The sequence below is a fragment of the Micrococcus luteus genome (assembly GCF_022664405.1).
GTDB classification, from domain to species: Bacteria; Actinomycetota; Actinomycetes; order Actinomycetales; family Micrococcaceae; genus Micrococcus; species Micrococcus luteus.
In genome coordinates this window covers 22,154-42,885 of the sequence record NZ_JAKRLB010000002.1, presented here as the reverse complement: position 1 = coordinate 42,885, position 20,732 = coordinate 22,154, and the positions used below count along the sequence as shown (strand labels likewise).

Here is a 20,732-nt window from a genome sequence, read left to right as displayed (position 1 = left end):
CTCAGGCGTCGCCCTCCGGGGCCGGGGCGTCCGGCAGGGTCTTGCGGTACTCGGCGAACTTGGCCTTCCACTCGGCGTTCGGGGGGAACATCCCGTCCACCGGGTAGCCGGCCTTGACCTGCTCGTACGCCCAGGCGTCCTGGAGCTCCTGCTCGTAGGCGTCGTCCACGACCTCCTGGAGCAGGGACGGCGGGATGACCACCACACCGTCGTCGTCGCCGACGATGATGTCGCCGGGCTGCACGGTGGTGCCGCCGCAGGCGATGGTGCCGCCGACCTCCCACGGGATGTGACGGCGGCCCAGCACCGCCGGGTGCGTGGCGCCGGCGTACACCTGGAGGCCGACCTCGGCGACGGCGGCGGAGTCGCGGATGCCGCCGTCCGTGATCACGGCGTTCGCGCCGTTCACCTGGGCGCGCAGGGCCAGGACGTCCCCGAGGGTGCCGGTGCCGTGCTCGCCACGGGCCTCCATGACCACCACGTCGTCCGGCTGCACCGAGTCGATGGCCCGCTTCTGGGCGTTGAAGCCGCCGCCGAACTCCTTGGCCAGGTCCTCGCGCTTGGGGATGTAGCGCAGGGTCTTGGCGTAGCCGAGGACGCGCCGACCCCGGTGGATCGGGCGCGGGCCGTCGATGGTCGCGTTCTGGACGCCGCGCTTCTGCAGCTGGGCGGTGAGGGTGGCCACCGCGATGGCGTCGATCTTGGCGCGCAGCTCGGGGGTCAGCAGGGAGCGGTCCGGCTGCGGGGCGCTCGCGACCCAGTGGCCGTTCTCGTCCACCGCGGACGACGACGGCGCCGCGGCCTGCGGGCCCAGACCGGCGGCCTCGCGGGAGCCCCAGGCCTCCTCGCGCTGCACGTCGTCCACCTGCGGCTGCGCGCCGAACGGGGCCAGGGAGTGCTCCGAGTCGACGACCGTCGTCACCAAGCGGCCGGTGGTCGGTGCGCCGGGGGCGCTGGGGGCGTCCACCTCCACCTCGACGACGTCGCCCGGCTGGGCCACGGAGGACCCGGCGGGGGTGCCGGTGAGGATGACGTCGCCCTCCTCGAGCGTCATGAGCTGCGAGAGGTCGGCCACGAGCCGGCCGAACGGGAAGACGAGGCCCTCGGTGGTGTCGTCCTGGACGATCTCGCCGTTGACCCAGGTGCGCACGCGCAGGGCGGCCGGGTCCAGGCCCGCGGCGGAGATCACCGCGGGGCCGAGCGGGGTGTAGCCGTCGCCGGACTTGTTCTTGACGTTGGAGCCCTTGTCCGCGTGGCGGAGGTCGTAGAGGCCCCAGTCGTTGGCGGCAGTGATGCCGGAGACGTGCGACCAGCCCTCCTCCGGGCTGACGCGCCGGGCGGTGCGGCCGATGATCAGCGCGATCTCGCCCTCGTAGGCGAGCAGCTCGGTGCCGGCGGGGCGCTCGATCGTGTCGCCGCTGCGGGCGATGGAGGTGCCGGCCTTGAGGAAGTAGCCGGGGGTCTGCGGGGACCGGCCCCGCTGGGCGATGCGGGAGGGGTAGTTCAGGTGAACGGCGAGCACCTTGCCCGGCCGGTTCTCCCGGACGGTGAAGTCGACGGGCTGGGGGGTGATCTGCTCGGACGTGGAGGCCACCTCAGGGACACCTACTTCCTGCTAGCGGAGGGCGGGCATGCGGTTGCGATACCGCTCACTCGCGACCGTATACGATTTCCGACCGCTTGCCTGCCCCGCCTGTCGAGGTGCCCTAGGTTCAGGCTTCGGAGTTCCCCTAGGGCACAGCGACCGTGATGGTCGGATCCCGGAAGATTCTATGTGTTGTAAGTCACCACCTTGAAGCGTACTCTGACCAGCAGATTCATCCGATCTATCAGTCTGCGCTTTGCAGGGACTACAGGAGACCAGCTATGAGCCGTGTCACCAGCACTGCCACTCAGGGTCGCGGGGGTGCCCCGGGATGCGGACGGGACCGCTTCCTCTATCCAGGCATGATCCTGCCTTTCGCCGTCATCGTCCTGTGCTTCGCCGCATGGGGCCTGGCCGGAAATATGACGGACCCGCTCGTCGCGGTTTTCGGCTCCGTGTTCTCTATGAGTGCGTTCCAGTCCTCACTCGTGCAGTTCGCCTACTACGGCGCCTACTTCATGCTGGCGATCCCGGCGGCCTGGCTTAATGCACGCCTGGGTTACAAGGGTGGCGTACTGATCGGGTTGGGACTGGCCGCCGTGGGTGGATACCTCTTCTTTCCTGCGGCCAGCCTGATGACCTACGGCTGGTTCTTGGCGGCGCTCTTCACGCTTGCGGCGGGCCTTTCGATACTCGAGACCTCGGCCAACCCATATGTGATGGCCATGGGCCCTGAGTCCACCGCTACCCGGCGCCTGAACTTTGCCCAGGCCTTCAATCCGGTCGGTTCGAACCTGGGCGTAATGATCGCCGGCGTCGCCATCCTGCCGTTCATTTCCGAGGCCACGGTTGAGCAGCGGGCGGCCATGGGACCGGACGCCCTTCGCCAGATGCAGTCGGGTGAGCTTCAGGCCGTCATGGGGCCCTACCTCGGACTGGCCACGCTATACCTGATTATTGCCGTTGCGATTGCCCTGGTGAAGGTGCCAAAAAACGAGAAACTTGTGGGCATGAATCATCCAATGGCCCCGGCTGCAGAGAACCTTCCCGGCACCGTATTCTCACGCCTGATCAGCAACCGCCTGTACCGTTTCGGTGTCATCGCTCAATTCTTCAACATCGCTGTCCAGACCTGCGTGTGGACGTTCATTATCCACTACGGCACCCAGGTCGTCGGCCTGGACAACACCGATGCTGGCAAGTGGCTGCAGGCCTCGGTGCTGATCTTCCTCGTGGGCCGCTTCGCCATGGTCGTCCTGATGGGTCGCTTCGATCCGCGCAAGCTCATGTTGCTGATGACTGTCATCGGTCTGGGACTGAGCATCGTCGCTGTGGTGTCGGCCAATATCGTAGGCATGATTGCCGTGGTCCTTCTCTCGGGTTGCTTCGCGCTGCTGTTTCCCACCATCTATGCCGTCTCCCTGCAGGGCGTGGGCGCGGATGTAAAGTGGGGCGCGGCCGGTCTGGTGATGGCGATTATCGGAGGCGCTGTGGTGCCGCCGCTCCAGGGCGCCCTGTTGGATGCCACCTCGGTGCCGGTTTCATTCTTGATCGTGGTGGGCGGTTTCGCCGCTATCGTCGCCTTCGCGCTCTACACCCTGAAGGGCGGTGCCGAGCGCCCCTCCGTGGAGGGGGAGCCCGCCCGAGAGCAGACCGCCTGATCCTCGCCCCGCCAGCTCGGCCCGGCGGTCGGGGAGGCTTGACAGCGACGCCCGCAGAGTCGTCTCGGTGGCTGCGCGGGCGTCGCCGCGTCGGGGATGATAATGCTTGAGATCAAGGGTGGTCGTTGTTCGCCTCGTTGGCGTCGAGGGCCATCGTGACCTGGGTCAGGTGGGTGTGCATGGCGCTAGAGGCGAACTGGACGTCGCCGGCCGCCACCGCGTCCAGGATGCTCAGATGCTCCTGGTGCGTCGCGTCGAGGCGCTCGCTGCGGTGCAGGGACTGCCACATGCGCACTCGAAGGGTGGGCTGAGACAGGGAGTCGAGCAGCGCTGACAGAATGGTATTGCCACCCGACCTTGCCAGCATGGCGTGAAACTCCAGGTCGGCCTTCATGGCGGCCTCGTGGTCGCGGGACCGGATGGCCGGCTCCGCCTTCCTCAGGATCGCCCGGAGCGCGGTGATATCCGCAGGAGTGCGGCGACGTGCGGCCAGGGCGGCGGACTCGACTTCCAGTGCGCGTCGCACCGTGTGCAGGTCGCCGGTGGTGCGGTCCTCCTGGATATCGACCCAGAAGGTCAGGGGGCCCAGCAGCAGCTCCGGGGTCAGTGGGGTGACGGTGGTGCCGGACCCCTGGCGGGTCTCCAAGATGCCCATGGCAACCAGGGCGCGCACGCCTTCACGCAGGGTATTGCGGGAGATGTCGAGCCGCTCGGCTAGCGTCGACTCGATCGGTAGCCGGTCGCCGGGTCCGAGTTCACCGCAGCGGATCATCTCCTGTACCGCATGAACCACGGTCAGATGACGGGCGGCGCGGGCCGGTGGCGCGTCCGGGACCGCACCCCCCTGGCCGGACTCCTGAACGCTCAACTGACCTCCTGCTCGACGACGGGTCCTCCGTGCCTCTGGATTCTCGCACGCGAGGGCGGTAGTGTCCCATACATCCGATGAATTGGAGAACTAGCTATGAGTGTCATCACGTCGATAGACTTCGTGGACCTGAGGTTCCCCACCTCAGAGTCCGCAGACGGCTCGGACGCCGTAAACAAGGACGCCGACTACTCCGCCGCGTACCTGCGCATCAACACTAGCGACGATGCTCTCTACGGCTGCGGCTTCACGTTCACCATCGGCCGGGGCAACGACATATGCCTATCTGTCATGGAAGAGATGACGGCCGACTGGATCGGCCGCGACGCCGTCGCCCTCGCCGACGACCCTGGAGCGGTCTACCGGTGCATAGCTGAGGATTCCCAGCTGCGCTGGCTAGGCCCGGACAAGGGCGTGGTTCACCTCGCCCGCGCCGCCGTGCTTAACGCCGTCTGGGACATGGCTGCCCGCCATGCTGGTCAGCCACTATGGAAGTACATCGCTGAGATGGACCCTGAGCGCCTCGTGGACGCGTTCGACCTCAGCTATCTCTCAGACGTGCTGACTCGCGACGAGGCTGTGGCCCTGCTCGCCGAGCAACGTCCGCAGCACGCCGAGCGAATCGCGGAACTCGAGTCCCGTGGCTTTCCCTGCTACACGACTTCCGCTGGCTGGCTGGGTTACTCGGACGAGAAATTGGCCCGCCTGGCGAAGGAGGCCGTCGACCAGGGCTTCCAGCACGTCAAGCTTAAGGTCGGCCTGGACATAGATGAAGACCAGCGCCGCCTGTCCGTTGCCAGGAAGGCCATCGGCCCGGACGTGCATCTGATGATCGACGCCAACCAGATCTGGGACGTCCCGGAGGCCATCGAGAAGGTCACGGCGCTCTCCGACCACGGTCTGCTGTGGATCGAGGAGCCCACCAGCCCGGATGACGTCCTGGGTCATAAAGAGATCGCCGAGGCGGTGCGTCCTCTAGGCATTGGTGTGGCCACCGGCGAGCACGGTATGAACCGCGTCCTGTTCAAACAGTTGCTACAAGCCGACGCCGTGGACTATGTCCAAATCGACTCCTGCCGCCTGGCCTCGATCAACGAGATCCTGCCGGTGCTGCTCATGGCCAAGAAATTCGGCAAACCTGTTTGCCCTCACGCCGGCGGCGTGGGGCTGTGCGAGCTGGTCAGCCACCTGATCATGATCGATTATGTGGCCGTCTCCGGTGAGGTCGAGGGCCGAGTCGCGGAGTTCGTGGACCACCTGCATGAGCACTTCGTGGATCCTTGCTTGGTCCGCAACGGCGCCTACGTCCTGCCGTCCCAGCCGGGTTACTCATCCGAGATCAGGACGGAGACTATTCGGGACTGGGCCTACCCGCACGGCACCGAATGGGCGGCCCGTCGAACGGCGGTCGAAGCATGATCCGGGGCGGGCTTCTGCATCCGGAGCTCCTCAGCGCCCTGGCGGCGGCCGGGCACGGGACGAAGGTGCTGATCGCTGACGCCCTGTTCCCCCAGGACACTGCCGTAAGGCCTGGGGCCCGTCGGGTGTTCCTCAACCTGACACCGGGGACAGTCTCCGCCCGCGAGATCCTCCGCGCTGTGGCCGTCACGGTAGACCTCGAAGCTGCCGTATCCATGTCCGACGCCGACGGCGGGGACTCTCCCTCAGTGCTTGAGATGCGTGAGGACCTGGCCGACTATCGCCACGGCGGCGGCCAGGAGGTGGCGTTGTCCTCAATGGAGCGGTTCGCGTTCTACGAGGCCACCGCCGCCGAGGACGTGAGCATGGTGGTCGTCTCCGGCGAGACCCGCCCCTATTCGAACCTGTTATTGACCATCGGAGTGCCGTGATTGAGCTGTCGAAGGCCGCCTCGAACCGCGTGGTGGATGCCCACCTGCACGTGTGGGACACCGCCGAGGTGGACATCCCTTGGATCCGACGGGCGGGCCTGCCCGCGCGCGCTGACATCCCGGAGGCTCGGGCCGCCTGCATCCTGGTGGAGGCCGACGCGGCCGACCCGGTGCAGGAGACCGACTGGCTCCTGGGCCTATGGCGCAGCCGCCCCGAGGTGCTGGGGGTGGTGGCCGGAGTCGACCTTTTGCACCGCGGCGCCGAAGAACGCCTGGGCGTACTAGCTGTTGTGGGTCATGAGGTTCTTGGCACGAGGGCCGGGCTGAGATGAGACGAGCGGGCCCCGCCCGGCAGGATGGAAGTTCCTCAACAACCCATCCGCTGGAAAGAGCCCGCTCATGACCCACGCTAACGCACCCCTGACCCCCACCGGCCGTCTCAGGATGGTCCACCGCCACCTGAACGACGGGATCCCCCAAGCCCATGTCGCCGCCGAGTTCCGCGTCAGCCGCCCCACGGTGGCCACCTGGGTGGCCCGCTACCGCGCCGAGGGCGAGGCAGGACTGCAGGACCGCTCCTGCCGGCCACGACGCTCTCCCGCCCAGCTCGACCCCGAGGTGGTGGCCCAGATCCAGACCCTGCGTCGCAGGGAGAAGTGGTCAGCCCGCCGCATCCATCACCACCTCGTCTCTGAAGGCCACCGGGTGTGCCTCCGAACGGTGGGCAGGTGGCTGCACCGGCTGGGCATCTCCCGGTTGCCAGACCTCGCGCCCACGGGTGAGGACCTGCGCCAACGACCGCAGAAGATCACCGCCCGCGGCCCGGGGCACATGGTGCACCTGGACGTGAAGAAGATCGGGCGCATCCCTGACGGGGGCGGCTGGCGTGCTCACGGCCGGGACTCCGAGAACGCGCGAGCAGCCAAGCGCGGGCCTGGCCGACGGGTCGGCTACACCTACCTGCACTCGGCGATCGACGGGTTCACCCGCCTGGCCTACACCGAAGCCTTGCCCGATGAGCGGGCAGCTACGACCGTGAGCTTCTTCTGCCGGGCGCGGGCGTTCTTCGCCGCCCACGGCATCCGGATCGACAGGGTGATCACGGACAACGGCAACAACTACCGGGCCGTGGACTTCACCGCGAAGGTGGTCTCGCTCGGGGGCCGGCACCACCGGATCCGGCCCTACACGCCCCGCCATAACGGGAAGGTCGAACGCTACAACCGGCTGATGGTGGACGAGGTCCTCTACGCCCGCCCGTATACCTCAGAGACGGCCCGGCGTGAGGCGTTGGCAGTGTGGGTGAACCACTACAACTACCATCGGCCTCATACCTCCTGCGGGGACGCCCCGCCGGCCTCGTTGGCACCGGCCCGAGTCAACAACGTCATGACCTCTTACAACTAGCCCGGACCGAGGGTGTGGTGGGCGTCCGCCAGGTCCTCCAGGACCGCTCGGACGCCGAGCTGGAGGCCGCGTTCACCGCCCTGGTCGCGCTCCGGGATACCGAGCTCGCCGTGGACGTGTGCGTCCGATCGCACCAGCTGCGCCATTGCGCGGACCTGCTCGGCCGCATGGACGGACAGCGTGTGGTCCTCGATCACCTGGGCAAACCGCCGCTGGCCGACTCAGCGGGACTGAAGGCGTGGCGTGAGGATCTAACCGCCGTGGCGGCGCACGGACAAGTGAGGGTCAAGTTGTCCGGGTTGCCGGCTGAGGCCGATCTGGCCGCCGCGGACCCCGAACATTCCGCCGCGCTGCTGGACGAGCACACCGCGCCGCTGCTGGAGACGGCGCTGGAGCTGTTCGGCCCCGAACGGTGCATGGTTGGCACGGATGCCCCTGTCAGCCAGGACCCCCGCGGCTGGATGGCTCGCGCACACGAGGTGCTTGAACACCTTCTGACGCCCGATGAGCTGCGTCAGGTCGAAGCCGAGACGGCAACCGACACCTACCGCCGATGCCGAGGAGCACACCTATGAATGATCGGGAGATCAACGGTACCCCGTTTGCCGGGGAGCCCCGGCGACGTATCGCCGAGCTCCTGGGCGAGACCGGTGTCGGGGCCTTCGACCGCCTGGGCGTCGGCACGGCACAGTTCGGGAATCTGGGCCAGGCCACCACTGAGGAGCAGGTCGACGCTGTGATGGAGAGCGCGTGGGAGGCCGGCCTTCGGTACTTCGACACTGCACCCCACTACGGCCTCGGCCTCTCGGAACGGCGCCTCGGCCAGCGTCTCGGCGACCTGCCACGGGAGGAGTACATACTCTCCACCAAGGTGGGGAGGCTGCTACGCCCCCACCCTTGGCCCACCGAGACCGATCTGGACAACGGCTTCGCGGTCGCCGGCGACCTGTACCGCGAGCGCGACTACACCGGGGCCGGCATGCGTCGGAGTCTCGAGGAATCACTGAAGCGGCTGGGCCTTGACCGTGTGGATATCTTGTGGATCCACGACCCGGAGGAGACCGAGGACCAGACCGACATTGCCCTGGCCTCCGGTGCCCCGGAGCTGGAACGAATGCGGCAGGAAGGACTGTTCAGCGCTTGGGGCGTGGGGTCCAAGGACGCCGCCGTCCTGCGTCGGTTCGTGGACGAATCCACCCCGGACCTGCTCATGGTATCCGGGCGCCATACCCTGCTGGAGCAGGATCAGGTCGGCTTGATGGGCCGCTGCCTCGATCAGGGCGTCGGCGTCGTGGCCGTCAGCGTGTTCAACTCGGGGGTGCTTGCCTCCCCGTGGCCGAAGGACGGCGTCTGGTACGAGTACGGGCCCGCGCCTCGCGAGGTCCTGGAGCGGGCCCGGACACTGGCCCGGATCGCCGAGGGGTACGGCATCGACCTGCCGACGGCGGCCCTGCAGTTCCCTCTCCGCCATCCAGCCGTGGTCAACGTGACCGTCGGAATGCGCACCGCCGACCACGTGACCTCCAACTTGCACCGCGCCGGAACGGCCGTCCCCGAGGCCTTCTGGGACCAGCTCCACCGCGACGGCCTGTTGCCCGCCGACGCCTGAGCACTCTGCCCATCACCCCTTCGACCACGACCGAGGAGAACCACGCATGAAGCTATACCGCATCGGAGCGATCGGCGCCGAGACCCCCGTCGCAGAGATCGCCGGCGCCCGTTATGACGTGAGCAGCTTCGGGGACTTCACCCCAAAGTTCTGGGCGGAAGACGGTGTCGCCCGCATCCGCCGGGCCGTCGAGGACGGCAGGCTGACCCCGCTGGAGTCTGCGGATGACGCCCGCTACGGCAGCCCCGTCGTGGCACCGTGTTCGGTGATCTGCATTGGTCAGAACTACGCCGCCCACGCCGCGGAGTCTGGCGCCGAGCCGCCGCAGCACCCCATCGTCTTCTTCAAGACTCCCAACACAGTCGCCGGCCCCCACGACCCGGTCGCCATTCCCACGGGCTCGGTCAAGACCGATTGGGAGGTCGAGCTCTGCATTGTCGTCGGACGCCAGGCCTTTGCCCTCCAATCTATGGAGGATGCCCGTGAGTGCATCGGAGGCTACGTGCTGGCCAACGACCTCTCCGAGCGTACTTACCAGATGGAGGTCTCCGGTGGGCAGTGGTCCAAGGGCAAGTGTCTGCCCGGTTACATGCCGTTGGGTCCCTATATTGTGACCCCGGATGAGTTCGACCCGTCCGACGTGGCCATCCGCTCCTGGGTTAACGGCGAGCCCCGCCAGGACTCCCGCACCTCGGACATGATCTTCGACTGCGCCACTCTGGTTCAGGATCTCTCCCAGTACATGCAGTTGGAGCCGGGAGACGTGATCTCCACCGGCACCCCTGAGGGAGTCGCCTTCTCAGGCCGCTTCCCCTACCTGGCACCCGGTGACACCGTCCGCCTCGAGATCGAGGGCCTGGGCGTCCAGGAACAGCAGTTCACCTCCTGGAAGGAGCAGTGATGATCGCACGATTCACCGACCGCGTCGCGCTCGTGACCGGAGGGGCCTCCGGTATCGGAGCCGCCATCGCCGACGCCTTGGGCGCTGAAGGCGCCCAGGTGGCTGTGCTGGATTTGACAGAGAACGACACCCCCCATCACTGGATCCGCACCGATGTCTCCGACCGTGCCTCCGTGGAGGAGGCGGTGGCAGCCGTGGTAGAGCGCTTTGGGCGACTGGACATCGTGGTGAACAACGCCGGGATCGGCTCCCAGGGGAACGTCCAGGCCAACGACGATGCGGAGTGGATCCGCGCTTGGGACATCAACGTGGTCGGTATGGCTCGCGTGGCAGCGGCCGCTCTGCCGCACCTGCGCAGAGTTGAGGGCGCCAGCATCACCAACACCGCGTCGATCGCCTCAACCGTCGGCCTGCCCGACCGGGTGCTCTACTCGGCCACGAAGGGTGCCGTCGCCGCGATGACCCGGGCCATGGCGGCAGATCACGTGCGCGATGGGATCCGGGTGAACTGCGTAGCCCCCGGCACTGCCGACACCCCGTGGATCGGACGGCTGCTTGACGCCGCCGACGACCCGGCCGCAGAGCGGAACGCTCTGGAAGCACGGCAGCCTCATGGCCGCCTCGTCTCCGCCGAAGAGGTGGCCAACGCCGTGCTGTACCTGGCCGACCCTCGGAACCTCTCCACGGTGGGTGTGACACTGGCCGTTGACGGCGGCATGGACGCCCTACGGCTGCGCCCGGTGGAGTGATTCTGTTGTCGTGTTGACCCCTAGAATGTGCGGTGTCCGTCCCTGTGACCCCGAATGTCCATGCGCCGGGCCACCCTACCCGGCGCACGACAACGTGGGGGCCGCAAGTCGTCATTGCAGGGCCCGCGCCTCGTCGTTGCTTCCCTCGAGTCGGATGTTTGGACCGCAATTTGGCCCGGATTCCGGTCCAAACATCCGATTCGACGAGGAGAGCGCGCGGAACAGGCTCGAACGGCGCGCAGCGGGGGATTAGCCCGGTGCGGTACGTGCCATAGCGTCCCGATCCGCCCGCCGCGGCTCAGCGGGCCCGTGCGATCGACTCGTTCACCGCGGGGGCCAGGCGCCGCACGCCCTCCACGAGCTTCTCGGCCTCCACGAACGAGTACGCCAGGCGCAGGGTGGAGTGTGTGCCCTCGACGGGGGTGAAGGCCGCCCCCGGCACGAACACCGCGCCCGCCTCGATGCCGCGGTGCATCACCTCGAGGGTGTCCACCCCGGCTGGCAGGGTGGCCCACAGGAAGAAGCCGCCCTGCGGGGTGATGAACTCGACCGCCGGGTCCCAGTGCTCACGCACCGCGTCCACGAGCGCCGCGGCCCGCTCGCGGTACAGCCCGGTCACGTGGCGGACGTGGCCCTGCCAGTCCAGCTGCGTGACGAAGGCGGTGGAGAGCATCTGCGAGTACGTGGACGCGTGGATGTAGGCCGACTCCGCGCACAGGTAGAACTCGCGCTTGAGCGCGGCCGGCACGAGCGCCCAGCCGATGCGCACGCCCGGGGAGAAGATCTTGGACATCGTGCCGAGGTGGACCACGTTGTCCCGGTGGTCGGCGGCGATCGGGGCGACGGGCTCGCCGTCGAATGCGATCTGCCCGTACGGGTTGTCCTCCACGATGAGCACGCCGTGCTTCTCGCAGATCGCGCCCACCTCGGCGCGGCGGCCCGGGGGCAGGAGGGCGCCCGAGGGGTTCGCGAACGAGGGGATCGTGTAGAGGAAGGCCACGCGGCGGCCCTCGGCGGCCAGGCGGGTCAGGGTCTCGTCGAGGGCCGCGGGCACCAGGCCGTGGTCGTCGGTGCCCGTGGCCACGGCCTCGAGCTGCCAGGTGGTGAAGGTGGTCAACGCGCCCACGAATGTGGGGTCCTCCACCACGACAACGTCGCCCGGGTTCGCGAACGCCCGGCAGGCGGTGTCGATCGCGGCCTGCGAGCCGGGGGTGATGACCACGAGGTCGGGATCCGCGTCCGGGATGCCGTCGGCGGCCATCACGGCGGTCGCGGCGGCACGCATCTCCTCGGTGCCCTGGCCCGGGCCGTACTGCAGGGACTCCGTGCCGAACCGGGTCATCAGGTCGGAGGCGATCCGGCCCAGCTCGTCGAGGGGCAGGTCGGCGAGCCACGGGTTCCCGCCCGCGAGCGAGACGAGGTTCGGGTCCATCGCGATGTCGAAGACGTCGCGGACCGCGGACTGCTTCACGCCGACGGCGCGCTGGGACAGGTGATCTCGGAGGTTCCGCACGCTCGGCACCCTATAGCACGACGCGGCCGACGATGCAGGCCCGATGACGGGCGACGACGGCGGGTCGCCCGGTCAGGGGGTGCTCGGCTCCTGGGCGGGGGACCACGTGCCCTGGGTCGGCTCGGCGGGACCCCAGGACGACTCCTCGGCCGGCGCCCACGTGTCGTCCGAGGGCTCGGCCGGAGCCCACGTGTCCCCCGACGACTCGCCCTCCGGCGCCCACGTCTGCTCGCCGGATCCGTCGCTCGGCTCCCCACTCGGCGTGGGCTCCCCCTGCGGGACGTCCACGGACTCGCCGAGGCGGAGCGGCTCGAGCCCCAGCACGTCGTCGAGGTCCCGGCCGTCCACCTCGAGCCGGACCTGTCCCGCTGACGTGAAGGCGGCGGCGGTCGCCTGCAGCTGGGCGCGGATCCGCTCGGCCGTGCAGTCGTCCTCCGGCGTCACGGCGCCGGTGAAGGTGAAGATCTCCACGTCGCCCTCGCGGCGGTGCCCGGTCGGGGTGAGGGTCTCGCGCGCGTCGAACACGGCGTTCCACAGCGACGGGTCGCCGTGCCAGCCCTGCTCATCCGCGAACAGGAAGTCCAGGGCGGCGTCCGCCTCGTCCTCGGTGTCCGTCGGCACGGTCTGCACGGGCACCAGCAGGTCGCCGCAGCCGAAGGGCCGGCCGCTCGTCCCCGGGACCGCCTCCGCCTCCGCGACGGCGAGGTAGACCGTCAGCGGCTGATACCCCTCCGTCGCGGGCAGGGGCACGCCGTCGTCGGACGCCGAGTCCTCGGCCAGGCCGGGGTCGACCGCGCAGCCGGCCAGCAGGCACACGGCGGCCACGGCACCCGTGAGCCGCAGGGCGCGGGAAGGGGAGGGCGGGCGCATCGGGTACTCCTGGCGGTCGGGGCTCGGCGGTGTCGGACGGGCCGACGGCCTCTCCATGCTACGGCCGTCCGCCTCGCCCGCCGCGAGCGGATGTGAGGCCTCCCACGGGTGGGAAGGGGCCCGCGGGCGGACGGCCGCGGCGGGCTAGGCTGGAGGCCATGCCCGTGAGGAACCGTCGCGCCGCCGCCCTGCCCGCCAAGCTCAGCCGCTCCTGGCTGCTGGTCAACGCGGCCACCCCCGACGCGTTCGCCCCCGCCCTGGCCTCCGAGGCCGACTCCGTCATCTTCGACCTCGAGGCCGCCGTGCCGGAGGAGCAGAAGGACGCGGCCCGCCAGCACGTCGTGGACGCCCTCTCCGGCGGCATGACGGCGTGGGTGCGCATCTCCGCGACCTCCACGGACCACTGGCAGCGGGACCTCGAGGCGCTCGCGGGCCTCGACGGCGTGCGCGGCGTCGTGCTGGCCGAGACCGAGGAGCCGGAGCAGGTCACGTTCACCGCCATGCGGCTGCGCGCCGGCACCCCGGTGATCGCCCTGCTGGAGTCCGCCCTGGGCATCGAGAACGCCACGGCCGTGGCCAAGGCGCCGGGCACGTTCCGTCTCGCCTTCGGCGTGAACGACTTCCGCAAGGACGTCGGCGTCGGCGAGGACCCGCTGGCCATGGCCTACGCCCGCTCCCGCATGGTGATCGCCTCCCGCGTGGGCGGTCTGCCCGGGGCGATCGACGGACCGCCCGGCAACGCGGACGGTGAGGACGCGGTCGTCGACTCCAGCGCCGTCACCGCCTCGATGGGCATGACCGGCCGCCTCGTCCTGAACCGGGATCAGGTGGACTGGGTCAACCGGGCGATGTCCCCGTCCGAGGACGAGCTCGCGTGGGCCCGCGACCTGCTCGAGAAGCATGCTCAGGGCGCCGCCGTCGGCGACGGTTCGTACCTGCCCCGCGTGCTGCGCGCCCAGAAGATCGCGGACCTCGCGGACTCGTACGGGCTCTGGAACGCGTGAGCACGGCCGGGGCGCGCGCATGAGTCCCCGCACCGACGGGTGGCTCCGCCCATGATGGCGTGGATCGACGGGCTGCCGCTGCTGTGGTCCATCGGGTTCTTCTGGATGCTGGCGATCCTGCGCACCCTGATCGTGTTCTCGCTCGGGCGGGGGCTGGCCTCCGGCGTCGAGCGGACCCGCTGGTTCGCCCGCGTGATGGAGGGGCCCGTCTATGTCCGGGCCCAGCGCTTCATCCAGCGCCACGGGGTGTGGGCCATCCCGTTCTGCTACCTCACGGTGGGCATCCAGACGGCGGTGATCGGCTCCGCCGGCGTCGCCCGCATGCCCTGGCGCCGGTTCCTGCCGGCGGCCGCGCTCGGCACGTTCCTGTGGGGCGTGGTGTACGGGACCGTCGGGATGGCCGTGGTGTGGGCCGTCATCGGCGCGGCGCTCGGAGAGGGCCGGGGTGTCCTCGCCCTCGTGCTGATTCTCGCGGCCGTGGCTGCGTTCGTCGTGTGGCGCCGACGCCGCACGCTGCGCCGGCACGGGGCCGGGTGACGTCGTCGTCCGTGACGCGGGCCGGGCTTCGCCGCCGGGGGACTAGAGTTGACCGCGTCTTCGCCCCGGCCAGCCGCCCCGCGGCCGGGGCCGCCACCCCTTCGGAAGGACCACCATGAGCGACGAGCGCGCCCGCAGCTTCTCCGCCTCCACCGCCTCCGCCGCCGACGACGGCGCCCGCGGCACCGGCACGACCCGCGTCAAGCGCGGCCTGGCGGACATGATGAAGGGCGGCGTGATCATGGACGTCGTCAACGCGGAGCAGGCGCGCATCGCCGAGGATGCCGGCGCCGTGGCCGTCATGGCGCTCGAGCGGGTCCCGGCCGACATCCGCGCCCAGGGCGGCGTGGCCCGCATGTCCGACCCCGACCTGATCGACGGCATCGTCGAGGCGGTGTCCATCCCCGTGATGGCCAAGGCGCGCATCGGCCACTTCGTGGAGGCCCAGGTGCTGCAGGCGCTCAAGGTGGACTTCATCGACGAGTCCGAGGTGCTCTCCCCGGCGGATTACGTGAACCACATCGACAAGTGGGACTTCGACGTGCCCTTCGTGTGCGGCGCCACCAACCTCGGCGAGGCCCTGCGCCGCATCACCGAGGGTGCGGCCATGATCCGGTCCAAGGGCGAGGCCGGCACCGGCGACGTCTCCGAGGCCGTGAAGCACATCCGCACCATCCGCAAGGAGATCGCCCAGCTCCAGGGCCTGGCCCAGGATGAGCTGTACGTGGCCGCGAAGGAGCTGCGGGCGCCGTACGAGCTGGTGCGCGAGGTCGCCGAGACCGGCACCCTGCCCGTCGTGATGTTCACCGCCGGCGGTGTGGCCACCCCGGCCGACGCGGCCCTGATGATGCAGATGGGCGCCGACGGCGTGTTCGTGGGCTCCGGCATCTTCAAGTCCGGCAACCCGGCCGAGCGCGCCCGCGCCATCGTCAAGGCCACCGCCCAGTTCGACGACCCGATGGCGGTCGCCGAGGCCTCCCGCGGCCTGGGCGAGGCCATGGTGGGCATCAACGTGGGCGACCTGCCCGCCCCGCACCGCCTGGCCGAGCGCGGCTGGTGAGTCCACAGAAGACCGTCGGCGTGTTCGCCCTCCAGGGCGACGTGCGGGAGCACGTGCACGTGCTCGAGGCCCTCGGCGCGCGCACGCGCCCGGTGCGCCGCCCCGCGGACCTCGAGGGTCTGGACGGCATCGTGCTGCCCGGCGGCGAGTCCTCCGTGATGGACCGCCTCGCCCGGATCATGGGGCTGAAGGACCCGCTCATCGCCGCCCTCCGCGACGGCCTGCCCGCCTACGGCACGTGCGCGGGGCTGATCATGCTGGCCCGGGAGATCCGCAACCCGGCGCCGGATCAGGGCGGGCTCGGCGTGCTGGACGTGGCCGTGCGGCGCAACGCCTTCGGCGCGCAGGTCGACTCGTTCGAGGAGGACCTGGACGTCCCCGCGGTCGCGGCGGAGCCGGTGCACGCCGTGTTCATCCGCGCCCCCGCCGTCCTCCAGGCGGGGGAGGGCGTCGAGGTCCTGGCGAGCGTGCCGACGTCGCGTCTGTCCGTGCCCGCGGCGGAACCGGGGCTCGACGGCGACGCGCGGCTGCCCGTGGCCGTGCGGCAGGGCCACCTGCTCGCCACGGCCTTCCACCCTGAGGTGACCGGCGACTGGTCGTTCCACCGGGCGTTCCTCGCGGGGCTCTGAGCGGCCGGCCGGCCCCGCGCGCGACGGGCGCGGGGCTCAGGCCTCCGCGAGCACCTCGGAGGTGACGCGGACGTCCTTCTGGGGGTCCAGGCCGAGCTCGTCGGCCACGGCCGTGGCGACGGAGGGCAGGGTGAGCGCGCCGTCGTGGGCGTTGAGGCCGCCGGCGAAGCCCTCGTCCGCGGCCAGCGCCGCACGCCATCCGAGGTCGGCGATGCGCTTGATGCAGGGCAGCGTCGCGTTGGTCAGGGCCGAGGTGGAGGTCTGGGGCACGGCGCCGGGCATGTTGGAGACGCAGTAGTAGATCTTGTCCCCCACGAGGTACGTCGGGTCCTGGTGGGTGGTGGCCCGCGAGTTCTCGAAGCAGCCGCCCTGGTCGATCGCGATGTCCACCAGCACCGAGCCGGGCCGCATGGACTCCACCATCTCGGCGGTCACCAGCTTCGGGGCCGCGGCGCCGGGGATCAGCACGGAGCCGATCACGAGGTCCGCGTCCGCCACGGTCTCACCGATGTTCAGGTGGGACGAGGCCAGCGTGCGGATCCGGCCCTGGTGGACGGCGTCCAGCTGCGCGAGCCGCTCGAGGGAGATGTCCAGGACGGTCACGTCCGCGCCCATGCCCGCGGCGATCACGGCCGCCGCCTCGCCGGCCACCCCTCCGCCGATCACGGCCACCCGGGCGCGGCGGGTGCCGGGCACGCCGCCCATCAGCACGCCCGAGCCGCCCTGCGGCTGGAGGAGGTGGTAGGCGCCCGCGGCGGGGGCCAGGCGGCCGGCCACCTGGCTCATGGGGGCCAGCAGCGGCAGGGAGCGGCCGCGGGTGACCGTCTCGTAGGCGATCGCCGTCGTGCCGGCGTCCAGGATCGCCCGCGTGCACGCGGGGGAGGCGGCCAGGTGCAGATAGGTGAAGAGGACCTGGCCGCGGCGCAGGCGACCGTACTCCTCCGGCTGCGGCTCCTTGACCTTGAGGACCAGCTCGGCGCGCTCCCAGAGCTCGTCGACGTCGTCGACCAGCTCGGCGCCGGCGTCGCGGTAGTCCTGGTCCGAGGCGCCGGAGCCGGCGCCGGCCCCCGACTGCACGAGGACCTGGTGGCCCGCTCGCACCAGCTCCTGGACCCCGCCCTGCGTCAGGGCCACACGGAACTCGTTGTTCTTCACTTCGGTGGGCACGGCGACCAACATGCGGCGAATCTAGCCCATCCGGCACGTTCCAGCGAGGGCGCGGGGGCCGCTGCGCGATCGCCCATGCATACGTCACCGCGGTGCCCGTCCCGTCATACTGGTGCGGTGACTCCCGCGCTGATCTCCCTCGTGGCCGTGCTCCTGCTCCTGGTGGGGCTGGTGGGCACCGTGTACCCCGTCCTGCCCGGCTCGCTGCTCAACCTCGTGACGGCTCTCGGCTGGGCCGCGCTGCTGGGCTCCCCCGCGTCCTGGACGTTCGGCGTCATCGCGGCCGGTCTCGCCGTGGCGGGGCTGAGCGCGTCCGCGGTGCTGACCGGCCGACGGCTGCGACGTGAACGCGTCACCCGCGGCCCGATCCTGTGGGGGGTGGCCGGCGCCGCCGTCGGGTTCTTCGTGATCCCGGTGGTGGGTCTGTTCCTCGGCTTCGCCGTCGGCCTGTTCGCCTCCCAGTGGGCCCGCACCCGGGACGCCCGGGCCGCCCTGAGCAGCTCGATCGGCGCGCTCACGGCCATGGGCATGGGCATGCTCGTGGAGTTCTGCTGTGCGCTGGGCTCGCTGACCGCCGTGGGCGTGGGCGCCCTGGTGCACGGCCTCACCGCCTGAACCGCCGGAGCCGTCCGTCCGGCGGGACCCCGCGCGCGCCGGACCCTTCGCCGGCTCAGCCGCCGGCGGGCACCCTGCCGGCCTGGGCGAGGGCGGCGAAGCCGAGGACGTGCTCCCGCAGCTCCTGCGCGGCCGCCCGGCCGTCCCCGGCGGCGGAGGCGGCGAGGATCCGCCGATGGTCGGCCTGCAGGCCGGCGCGCACGGCGGGCCAGTCGGACAGCCCGGCCACGGTCTCGGTCACGTAGCCGATGGTCGCCTGGCGCAGGGAGTCCAGCATCATCGCCGTCACGACGTTCCCGCCCAGGGTGGCCAGCCGCACATGGAACTCGGTGTCGAGCAGGTGGAAGTCCTCTTCCGGCAGCGCGGGGTCGTCCATCCGGTCCAGCAGGGTTTCCACCTCGGCCAGGACGGCGACGCTCTCGGGGTCGCCGGAGGTGGCGGCGGCCGCCTGCGCCGCATCGGTCTCGAGGAGCACGCGCGCGGCGACGACGTCGGCCATCGGCAGGGACCGGGTGGCGATGTGCAGGCGCAGCGCCCAGCCCAGCGCCGCGGACGGCTCGGAGACGACGACGGCCCCCGAGTTCGGCCCGGAGCCGGCGCTGGCGCGGATCAGGCCCATGGCCTCGAGCATCCGGGTGGCCTCCCGCACGGACGCCCGGGAGATCCCGAAGCGTTCGGCCAGGGTGCGTTCGCCGGGCAGCTTGTCCCCCACGACCACGGCGCCGGAGCGCAGCTCGGCCTCGAGCCAGTCGAGCACGATGGTGTAGGCGGGGGCAGCGGTCATGGACGGACCTTCCGAGGGGGCGGGGCGGCGACCCGAGGGGGCGGGGCGGCGACCGTCCATCCTACCGACGGACGCCGCCCCGCTCGGGTGGTGCAGGCGGTCAGCCCGCCGCCGGCAGCATCCACGCCAGCACGTTGGACTGCAGGTACACGAGCGTGCACACCGCCAGCAGGAGCACGAGCGACCACACCACCACGCGGCGCAGGATCTCGGACTCCCGGCCCTCCATGCCGACCGCCGTCGCGGCGATCGCCAGGGACTGCGGGGAGATCATCTTGCCCACGACGCCGCCGGAGGTGTTGGCGGCCACCAGCAGGGCCGGATCGGCGCCGATGTTCGTGGCGGCGGTCTGCTGCAGGGTGGAGAACAGCGCGTTCGCGGAGGTGTCCGAACCGGTCACGGCGGTGCCGAGCCAGCCGAGCACCGGGGACAGGAACACGAAGGCCGCGCCCAGGCCGGCCACCCACGTGCCCATGGCGACCGTCTGGCCCGAGAAGTTCATGACGTAGGCCAGGGAGAGCACGATCACGATCGTCAGGGCGGACCAGCGCATGCGGGCGAAGCAGCGGCCGATCTCGGCGAGCGCGTTCCCCACCGAGAGCGGGAACCGGCCGTCGTGGTCGAACCGGGAGTAGACCACGGCCATGATCAGGCCGGCGATCAGCAGCAGCGTGCCGGGGGAGGCCAGCCACTCGAACTTGTACACGGTGCTCGCCAGGGGCGCGCCGGAGGCGTCGACGAGGTGCCCGTCGAGCCCGGGCCACGGGATCTTGGCGGTGGCGGCGTTCAGGGCCGCGGTGATCGAGGGGACCAGCTTGGCCAGGGCGAACACGGCCACGACCACGATGTAGGGCAGCACGGCCATGAAGATCCGGCCGGGGGTGAGGTCCTGCGCCGCCGCGCGGGCGGGGGCGTCGAGGCGCTGGCGGGCCTCCTCGGCGCCCCGCGGCCGCCAGAAGCGCAGCAGCAGGACGGCGGCGGCGAGGGAGACCAGGGAGGCCACGACGTCGGTGAGCTCGTAGGAGAAGTAGGTCGAGGCCAGCCAGATGGCGACGGCGAAGCTCGCGCCGATCACGATCAGTGCCGGCCACGTCTGCCGCACGCCGCGCAGCCCGTCGATGATGAACACGAGCAGGAACGGCACGAACACGGCCACGAACGGGGCCTGGTGGCCGACGATCGCGCCGATGTGCGAGGCGGGGATGCCGGTGAGCGTGCCGGCGGTGGTGATGGGGGTGCCCACGGCGCCGAAGGCCACGGGCGCGGTGTTCGCCAGCAGCACGGCGGTGGCCGCCCGCAGCGGGGGCACACCCAGGCCGAGCACCATGGTGGCCGTGATGGCCACGGGGGCGCCGAAGCCGGCGAGGGCCTCGAGCAGGCCGCCGAAGCAGAACGCGATGAGCACGGCCTGGATGCGGATGTCTCCGCCGCCGAGCGAGTCGAAGATCGCGCGCATGTCGTCGAATCGCCCGGAGAGCACGGTGACCTGGTAGAACCACAGCGCCATCACGACGATCCAGACGATCGGGAACAGGCCGAAGGTCGCTCCCTGGGCGGCGGCCAGCGCCGCCAGGTGGGCCGGCATGTGGAAGCCCAGCACGGCCACGAGCAGGGCCACCACGAGGGCGGCGAGGCCCGACTGCCAGGCCTTGAGGCGCAGACCGAGGAGGGTGGCGAAGAACGTCAGCAGGGGCAGGACGCCGAGCGCGGCGGAGAGCGCGACGCTGCCGGCGGCATCGGGGGTGGGGGTGAAGGTGTGCACGGGGGTCTCCCGGTGGGCGAGGGGACGGGGCGGGATCCGGTCGGGCCGGTGATGGTCGGACCACTGTGGTCAGACCAAGGAGCGTACTGTGAGGGCGGTCACCTCGCAAGCGGCTGGCATGATATGGTCTGACCACTACGGCACCCGTGTGCTGCCGCACC

At 70.5% G+C, this 20,732-nt stretch carries 21 protein-coding genes; 14 read left to right on the top strand and 7 right to left on the bottom strand.

The features are described from left to right. Position 1: 1 nt before the first annotated feature. Positions 2-1,594, bottom strand: a complete 1,593-nt coding sequence (locus MF605_RS01110; RefSeq protein ID WP_134416043.1) for a fumarylacetoacetate hydrolase family protein — start codon at positions 1,592-1,594, stop codon at positions 2-4. 353 nt (positions 1,595-1,947) lie between these two features. Here MF605_RS01110 and fucP point away from each other — a divergent pair, with 353 nt between their 5' ends. Then, positions 1,948-3,246 (top strand): L-fucose:H+ symporter permease, encoded by a 1,299-nt coding sequence (gene fucP, locus MF605_RS01105; protein WP_102708696.1) that lies wholly within the window; start codon positions 1,948-1,950, stop codon positions 3,244-3,246. Positions 3,247-3,358: 112 nt separating this feature from the next. On the opposite strand, the gene MF605_RS01100 is transcribed toward fucP, so the two are convergent. Continuing rightward, positions 3,359-4,114 carry a FadR/GntR family transcriptional regulator gene (locus MF605_RS01100; protein ID WP_134416045.1) on the bottom strand — a complete coding sequence of 252 codons (756 nt, stop codon included), beginning with the start codon at positions 4,112-4,114 and terminating at the stop codon, positions 3,359-3,361. Positions 4,115-4,210: 96 nt separating this feature from the next. On the opposite strand from MF605_RS01100, the gene MF605_RS01095 reads away from it, so the two are divergent. The 8 genes from MF605_RS01095 (at position 4,211) to MF605_RS01060 (ending at position 10,630) form a co-directional block, all read left to right on the top strand. Further along, the gene (locus tag MF605_RS01095) at positions 4,211-5,533 is read left to right on the top strand and encodes an enolase C-terminal domain-like protein (protein ID WP_119217768.1); all 1,323 of its coding nucleotides are present in this window, start codon (positions 4,211-4,213) and stop codon (positions 5,531-5,533) included. Continuing rightward, a complete protein-coding gene (locus tag MF605_RS01090) occupies positions 5,500-5,964 on the top strand; it encodes an RbsD/FucU family protein (protein ID WP_102708678.1) in 465 nt (154 codons plus the stop codon). Before MF605_RS01095 ends, MF605_RS01090 begins: the two co-directional genes overlap by 34 nt. After that, positions 5,961-6,296 carry a hypothetical protein gene (locus MF605_RS01085; protein ID WP_242821222.1) on the top strand — a complete coding sequence of 112 codons (336 nt, stop codon included), beginning with the start codon at positions 5,961-5,963 and terminating at the stop codon, positions 6,294-6,296. The genes MF605_RS01090 and MF605_RS01085 overlap by 4 nt, the downstream gene beginning before the upstream one ends. Before the next feature lie 67 nt (positions 6,297-6,363). Beyond that, complete coding sequence (locus tag MF605_RS01080; protein WP_134416049.1) at positions 6,364-7,371, top strand: IS481 family transposase; 1,008 nt, start codon at positions 6,364-6,366, stop codon at positions 7,369-7,371. Beyond that, positions 7,263-7,946 (top strand): amidohydrolase family protein, encoded by a 684-nt coding sequence (locus MF605_RS01075; RefSeq protein ID WP_134416051.1) that lies wholly within the window; start codon positions 7,263-7,265, stop codon positions 7,944-7,946. Before MF605_RS01080 ends, MF605_RS01075 begins: the two co-directional genes overlap by 109 nt. Then, complete coding sequence (locus tag MF605_RS01070; protein WP_134416053.1) at positions 7,943-8,980, top strand: aldo/keto reductase; 1,038 nt, start codon at positions 7,943-7,945, stop codon at positions 8,978-8,980. The genes MF605_RS01075 and MF605_RS01070 overlap by 4 nt, the downstream gene beginning before the upstream one ends. A gap of 46 nt (positions 8,981-9,026) precedes the next feature. Then, positions 9,027-9,881, top strand: a complete 855-nt coding sequence (locus tag MF605_RS01065) for a fumarylacetoacetate hydrolase family protein (RefSeq protein WP_134416055.1) — start codon at positions 9,027-9,029, stop codon at positions 9,879-9,881. Beyond that, positions 9,881-10,630: an SDR family NAD(P)-dependent oxidoreductase gene (locus MF605_RS01060; protein WP_134416057.1), complete on the top strand. Its 750-nt coding sequence runs from the start codon at positions 9,881-9,883 to the stop codon at positions 10,628-10,630. Before MF605_RS01065 ends, MF605_RS01060 begins: the two co-directional genes overlap by 1 nt. 298 nt (positions 10,631-10,928) lie before the next feature. On the opposite strand, the gene MF605_RS01055 is transcribed toward MF605_RS01060, so the two are convergent. Beyond that, entirely contained in the window at positions 10,929-12,143 is a 1,215-nt protein-coding gene (locus MF605_RS01055) for an aminotransferase-like domain-containing protein (RefSeq protein ID WP_134416059.1), read from the bottom strand. Positions 12,144-12,215: 72 nt separating this feature from the next. Further along, the gene (locus tag MF605_RS01050) at positions 12,216-13,013 is read right to left on the bottom strand and encodes a GerMN domain-containing protein (RefSeq protein ID WP_134416061.1); all 798 of its coding nucleotides are present in this window, start codon (positions 13,011-13,013) and stop codon (positions 12,216-12,218) included. 158 nt (positions 13,014-13,171) lie between these two features. Here MF605_RS01050 and MF605_RS01045 point away from each other — a divergent pair, with 158 nt between their 5' ends. From MF605_RS01045 to pdxT, 4 genes are all read left to right on the top strand, one after another. After that, complete coding sequence (locus MF605_RS01045; protein ID WP_113914326.1) at positions 13,172-14,017, top strand: HpcH/HpaI aldolase/citrate lyase family protein; 846 nt, start codon at positions 13,172-13,174, stop codon at positions 14,015-14,017. 51 nt (positions 14,018-14,068) lie between these two features. Further along, positions 14,069-14,554 carry a DedA family protein gene (locus MF605_RS01040; protein WP_041102620.1) on the top strand — a complete coding sequence of 162 codons (486 nt, stop codon included), beginning with the start codon at positions 14,069-14,071 and terminating at the stop codon, positions 14,552-14,554. 115 nt (positions 14,555-14,669) lie between these two features. After that, positions 14,670-15,614 (top strand): pyridoxal 5'-phosphate synthase lyase subunit PdxS, encoded by a 945-nt coding sequence (pdxS, locus tag MF605_RS01035; protein WP_044658791.1) that lies wholly within the window; start codon positions 14,670-14,672, stop codon positions 15,612-15,614. Further along, positions 15,611-16,243, top strand: a complete 633-nt coding sequence (gene pdxT, locus MF605_RS01030) for a pyridoxal 5'-phosphate synthase glutaminase subunit PdxT (RefSeq protein ID WP_200891082.1) — start codon at positions 15,611-15,613, stop codon at positions 16,241-16,243. The genes pdxS and pdxT overlap by 4 nt, the downstream gene beginning before the upstream one ends. Before the next feature lie 36 nt (positions 16,244-16,279). Here the strand turns inward: pdxT and ald are convergent, their stop codons facing one another. Continuing rightward, complete coding sequence (ald, locus tag MF605_RS01025; RefSeq protein WP_044658793.1) at positions 16,280-17,422, bottom strand: alanine dehydrogenase; 1,143 nt, start codon at positions 17,420-17,422, stop codon at positions 16,280-16,282. Positions 17,423-17,527: 105 nt separating this feature from the next. Between ald and MF605_RS01020 the strand changes: the two genes are divergently transcribed. Beyond that, on the top strand, positions 17,528-18,025 hold the full coding sequence (locus tag MF605_RS01020; RefSeq protein WP_044658794.1) for a DUF456 domain-containing protein: 498 nt from the start codon (positions 17,528-17,530) through the stop codon (positions 18,023-18,025). A 55-nt stretch (positions 18,026-18,080) separates the two neighbouring features. Here MF605_RS01020 and MF605_RS01015 read toward each other — a convergent pair whose 3' ends face one another. Beyond that, positions 18,081-18,809: a FadR/GntR family transcriptional regulator gene (locus tag MF605_RS01015; protein WP_002857917.1), complete on the bottom strand. Its 729-nt coding sequence runs from the start codon at positions 18,807-18,809 to the stop codon at positions 18,081-18,083. A 100-nt stretch (positions 18,810-18,909) separates the two neighbouring features. Next, positions 18,910-20,571: an L-lactate permease gene (locus tag MF605_RS01010; RefSeq protein ID WP_122054690.1), complete on the bottom strand. Its 1,662-nt coding sequence runs from the start codon at positions 20,569-20,571 to the stop codon at positions 18,910-18,912. Between the last annotated feature and the right edge of the window lie 161 nt (positions 20,572-20,732).

Bases quoted from the DNA above. Each gene is read 5' to 3' on its own strand.
- MF605_RS01045 (WP_113914326.1), top strand. From the start codon at position 13,172: ATGCCCGTGAGGAACCGTCGCGCCGCCGCCCTGCCCGCCAAGCTCAGC.
- pdxS (WP_044658791.1), top strand. From the start codon at position 14,670: ATGAGCGACGAGCGCGCCCGCAGCTTCTCCGCCTCCACCGCCTCCGCC.
- MF605_RS01050 (WP_134416061.1), bottom strand. From the start codon at position 13,013: ATGCGCCCGCCCTCCCCTTCCCGCGCCCTGCGGCTCACGGGTGCCGTG.
- MF605_RS01060 (WP_134416057.1), top strand. From the start codon at position 9,881: ATGATCGCACGATTCACCGACCGCGTCGCGCTCGTGACCGGAGGGGCC.
- ald (WP_044658793.1), bottom strand. From the start codon at position 17,422: ATGTTGGTCGCCGTGCCCACCGAAGTGAAGAACAACGAGTTCCGTGTG.
- fucP (WP_102708696.1), top strand. From the start codon at position 1,948: ATGATCCTGCCTTTCGCCGTCATCGTCCTGTGCTTCGCCGCATGGGGC.
- MF605_RS01095 (WP_119217768.1), top strand. From the start codon at position 4,211: ATGAGTGTCATCACGTCGATAGACTTCGTGGACCTGAGGTTCCCCACC.
- MF605_RS01080 (WP_134416049.1), top strand. From the start codon at position 6,364: ATGACCCACGCTAACGCACCCCTGACCCCCACCGGCCGTCTCAGGATG.
- MF605_RS01040 (WP_041102620.1), top strand. From the start codon at position 14,069: ATGATGGCGTGGATCGACGGGCTGCCGCTGCTGTGGTCCATCGGGTTC.
- MF605_RS01070 (WP_134416053.1), top strand. From the start codon at position 7,943: ATGAATGATCGGGAGATCAACGGTACCCCGTTTGCCGGGGAGCCCCGG.
- MF605_RS01090 (WP_102708678.1), top strand. From the start codon at position 5,500: ATGGGCGGCCCGTCGAACGGCGGTCGAAGCATGATCCGGGGCGGGCTT.
- MF605_RS01065 (WP_134416055.1), top strand. From the start codon at position 9,027: ATGAAGCTATACCGCATCGGAGCGATCGGCGCCGAGACCCCCGTCGCA.
- MF605_RS01015 (WP_002857917.1), bottom strand. From the start codon at position 18,809: ATGACCGCTGCCCCCGCCTACACCATCGTGCTCGACTGGCTCGAGGCC.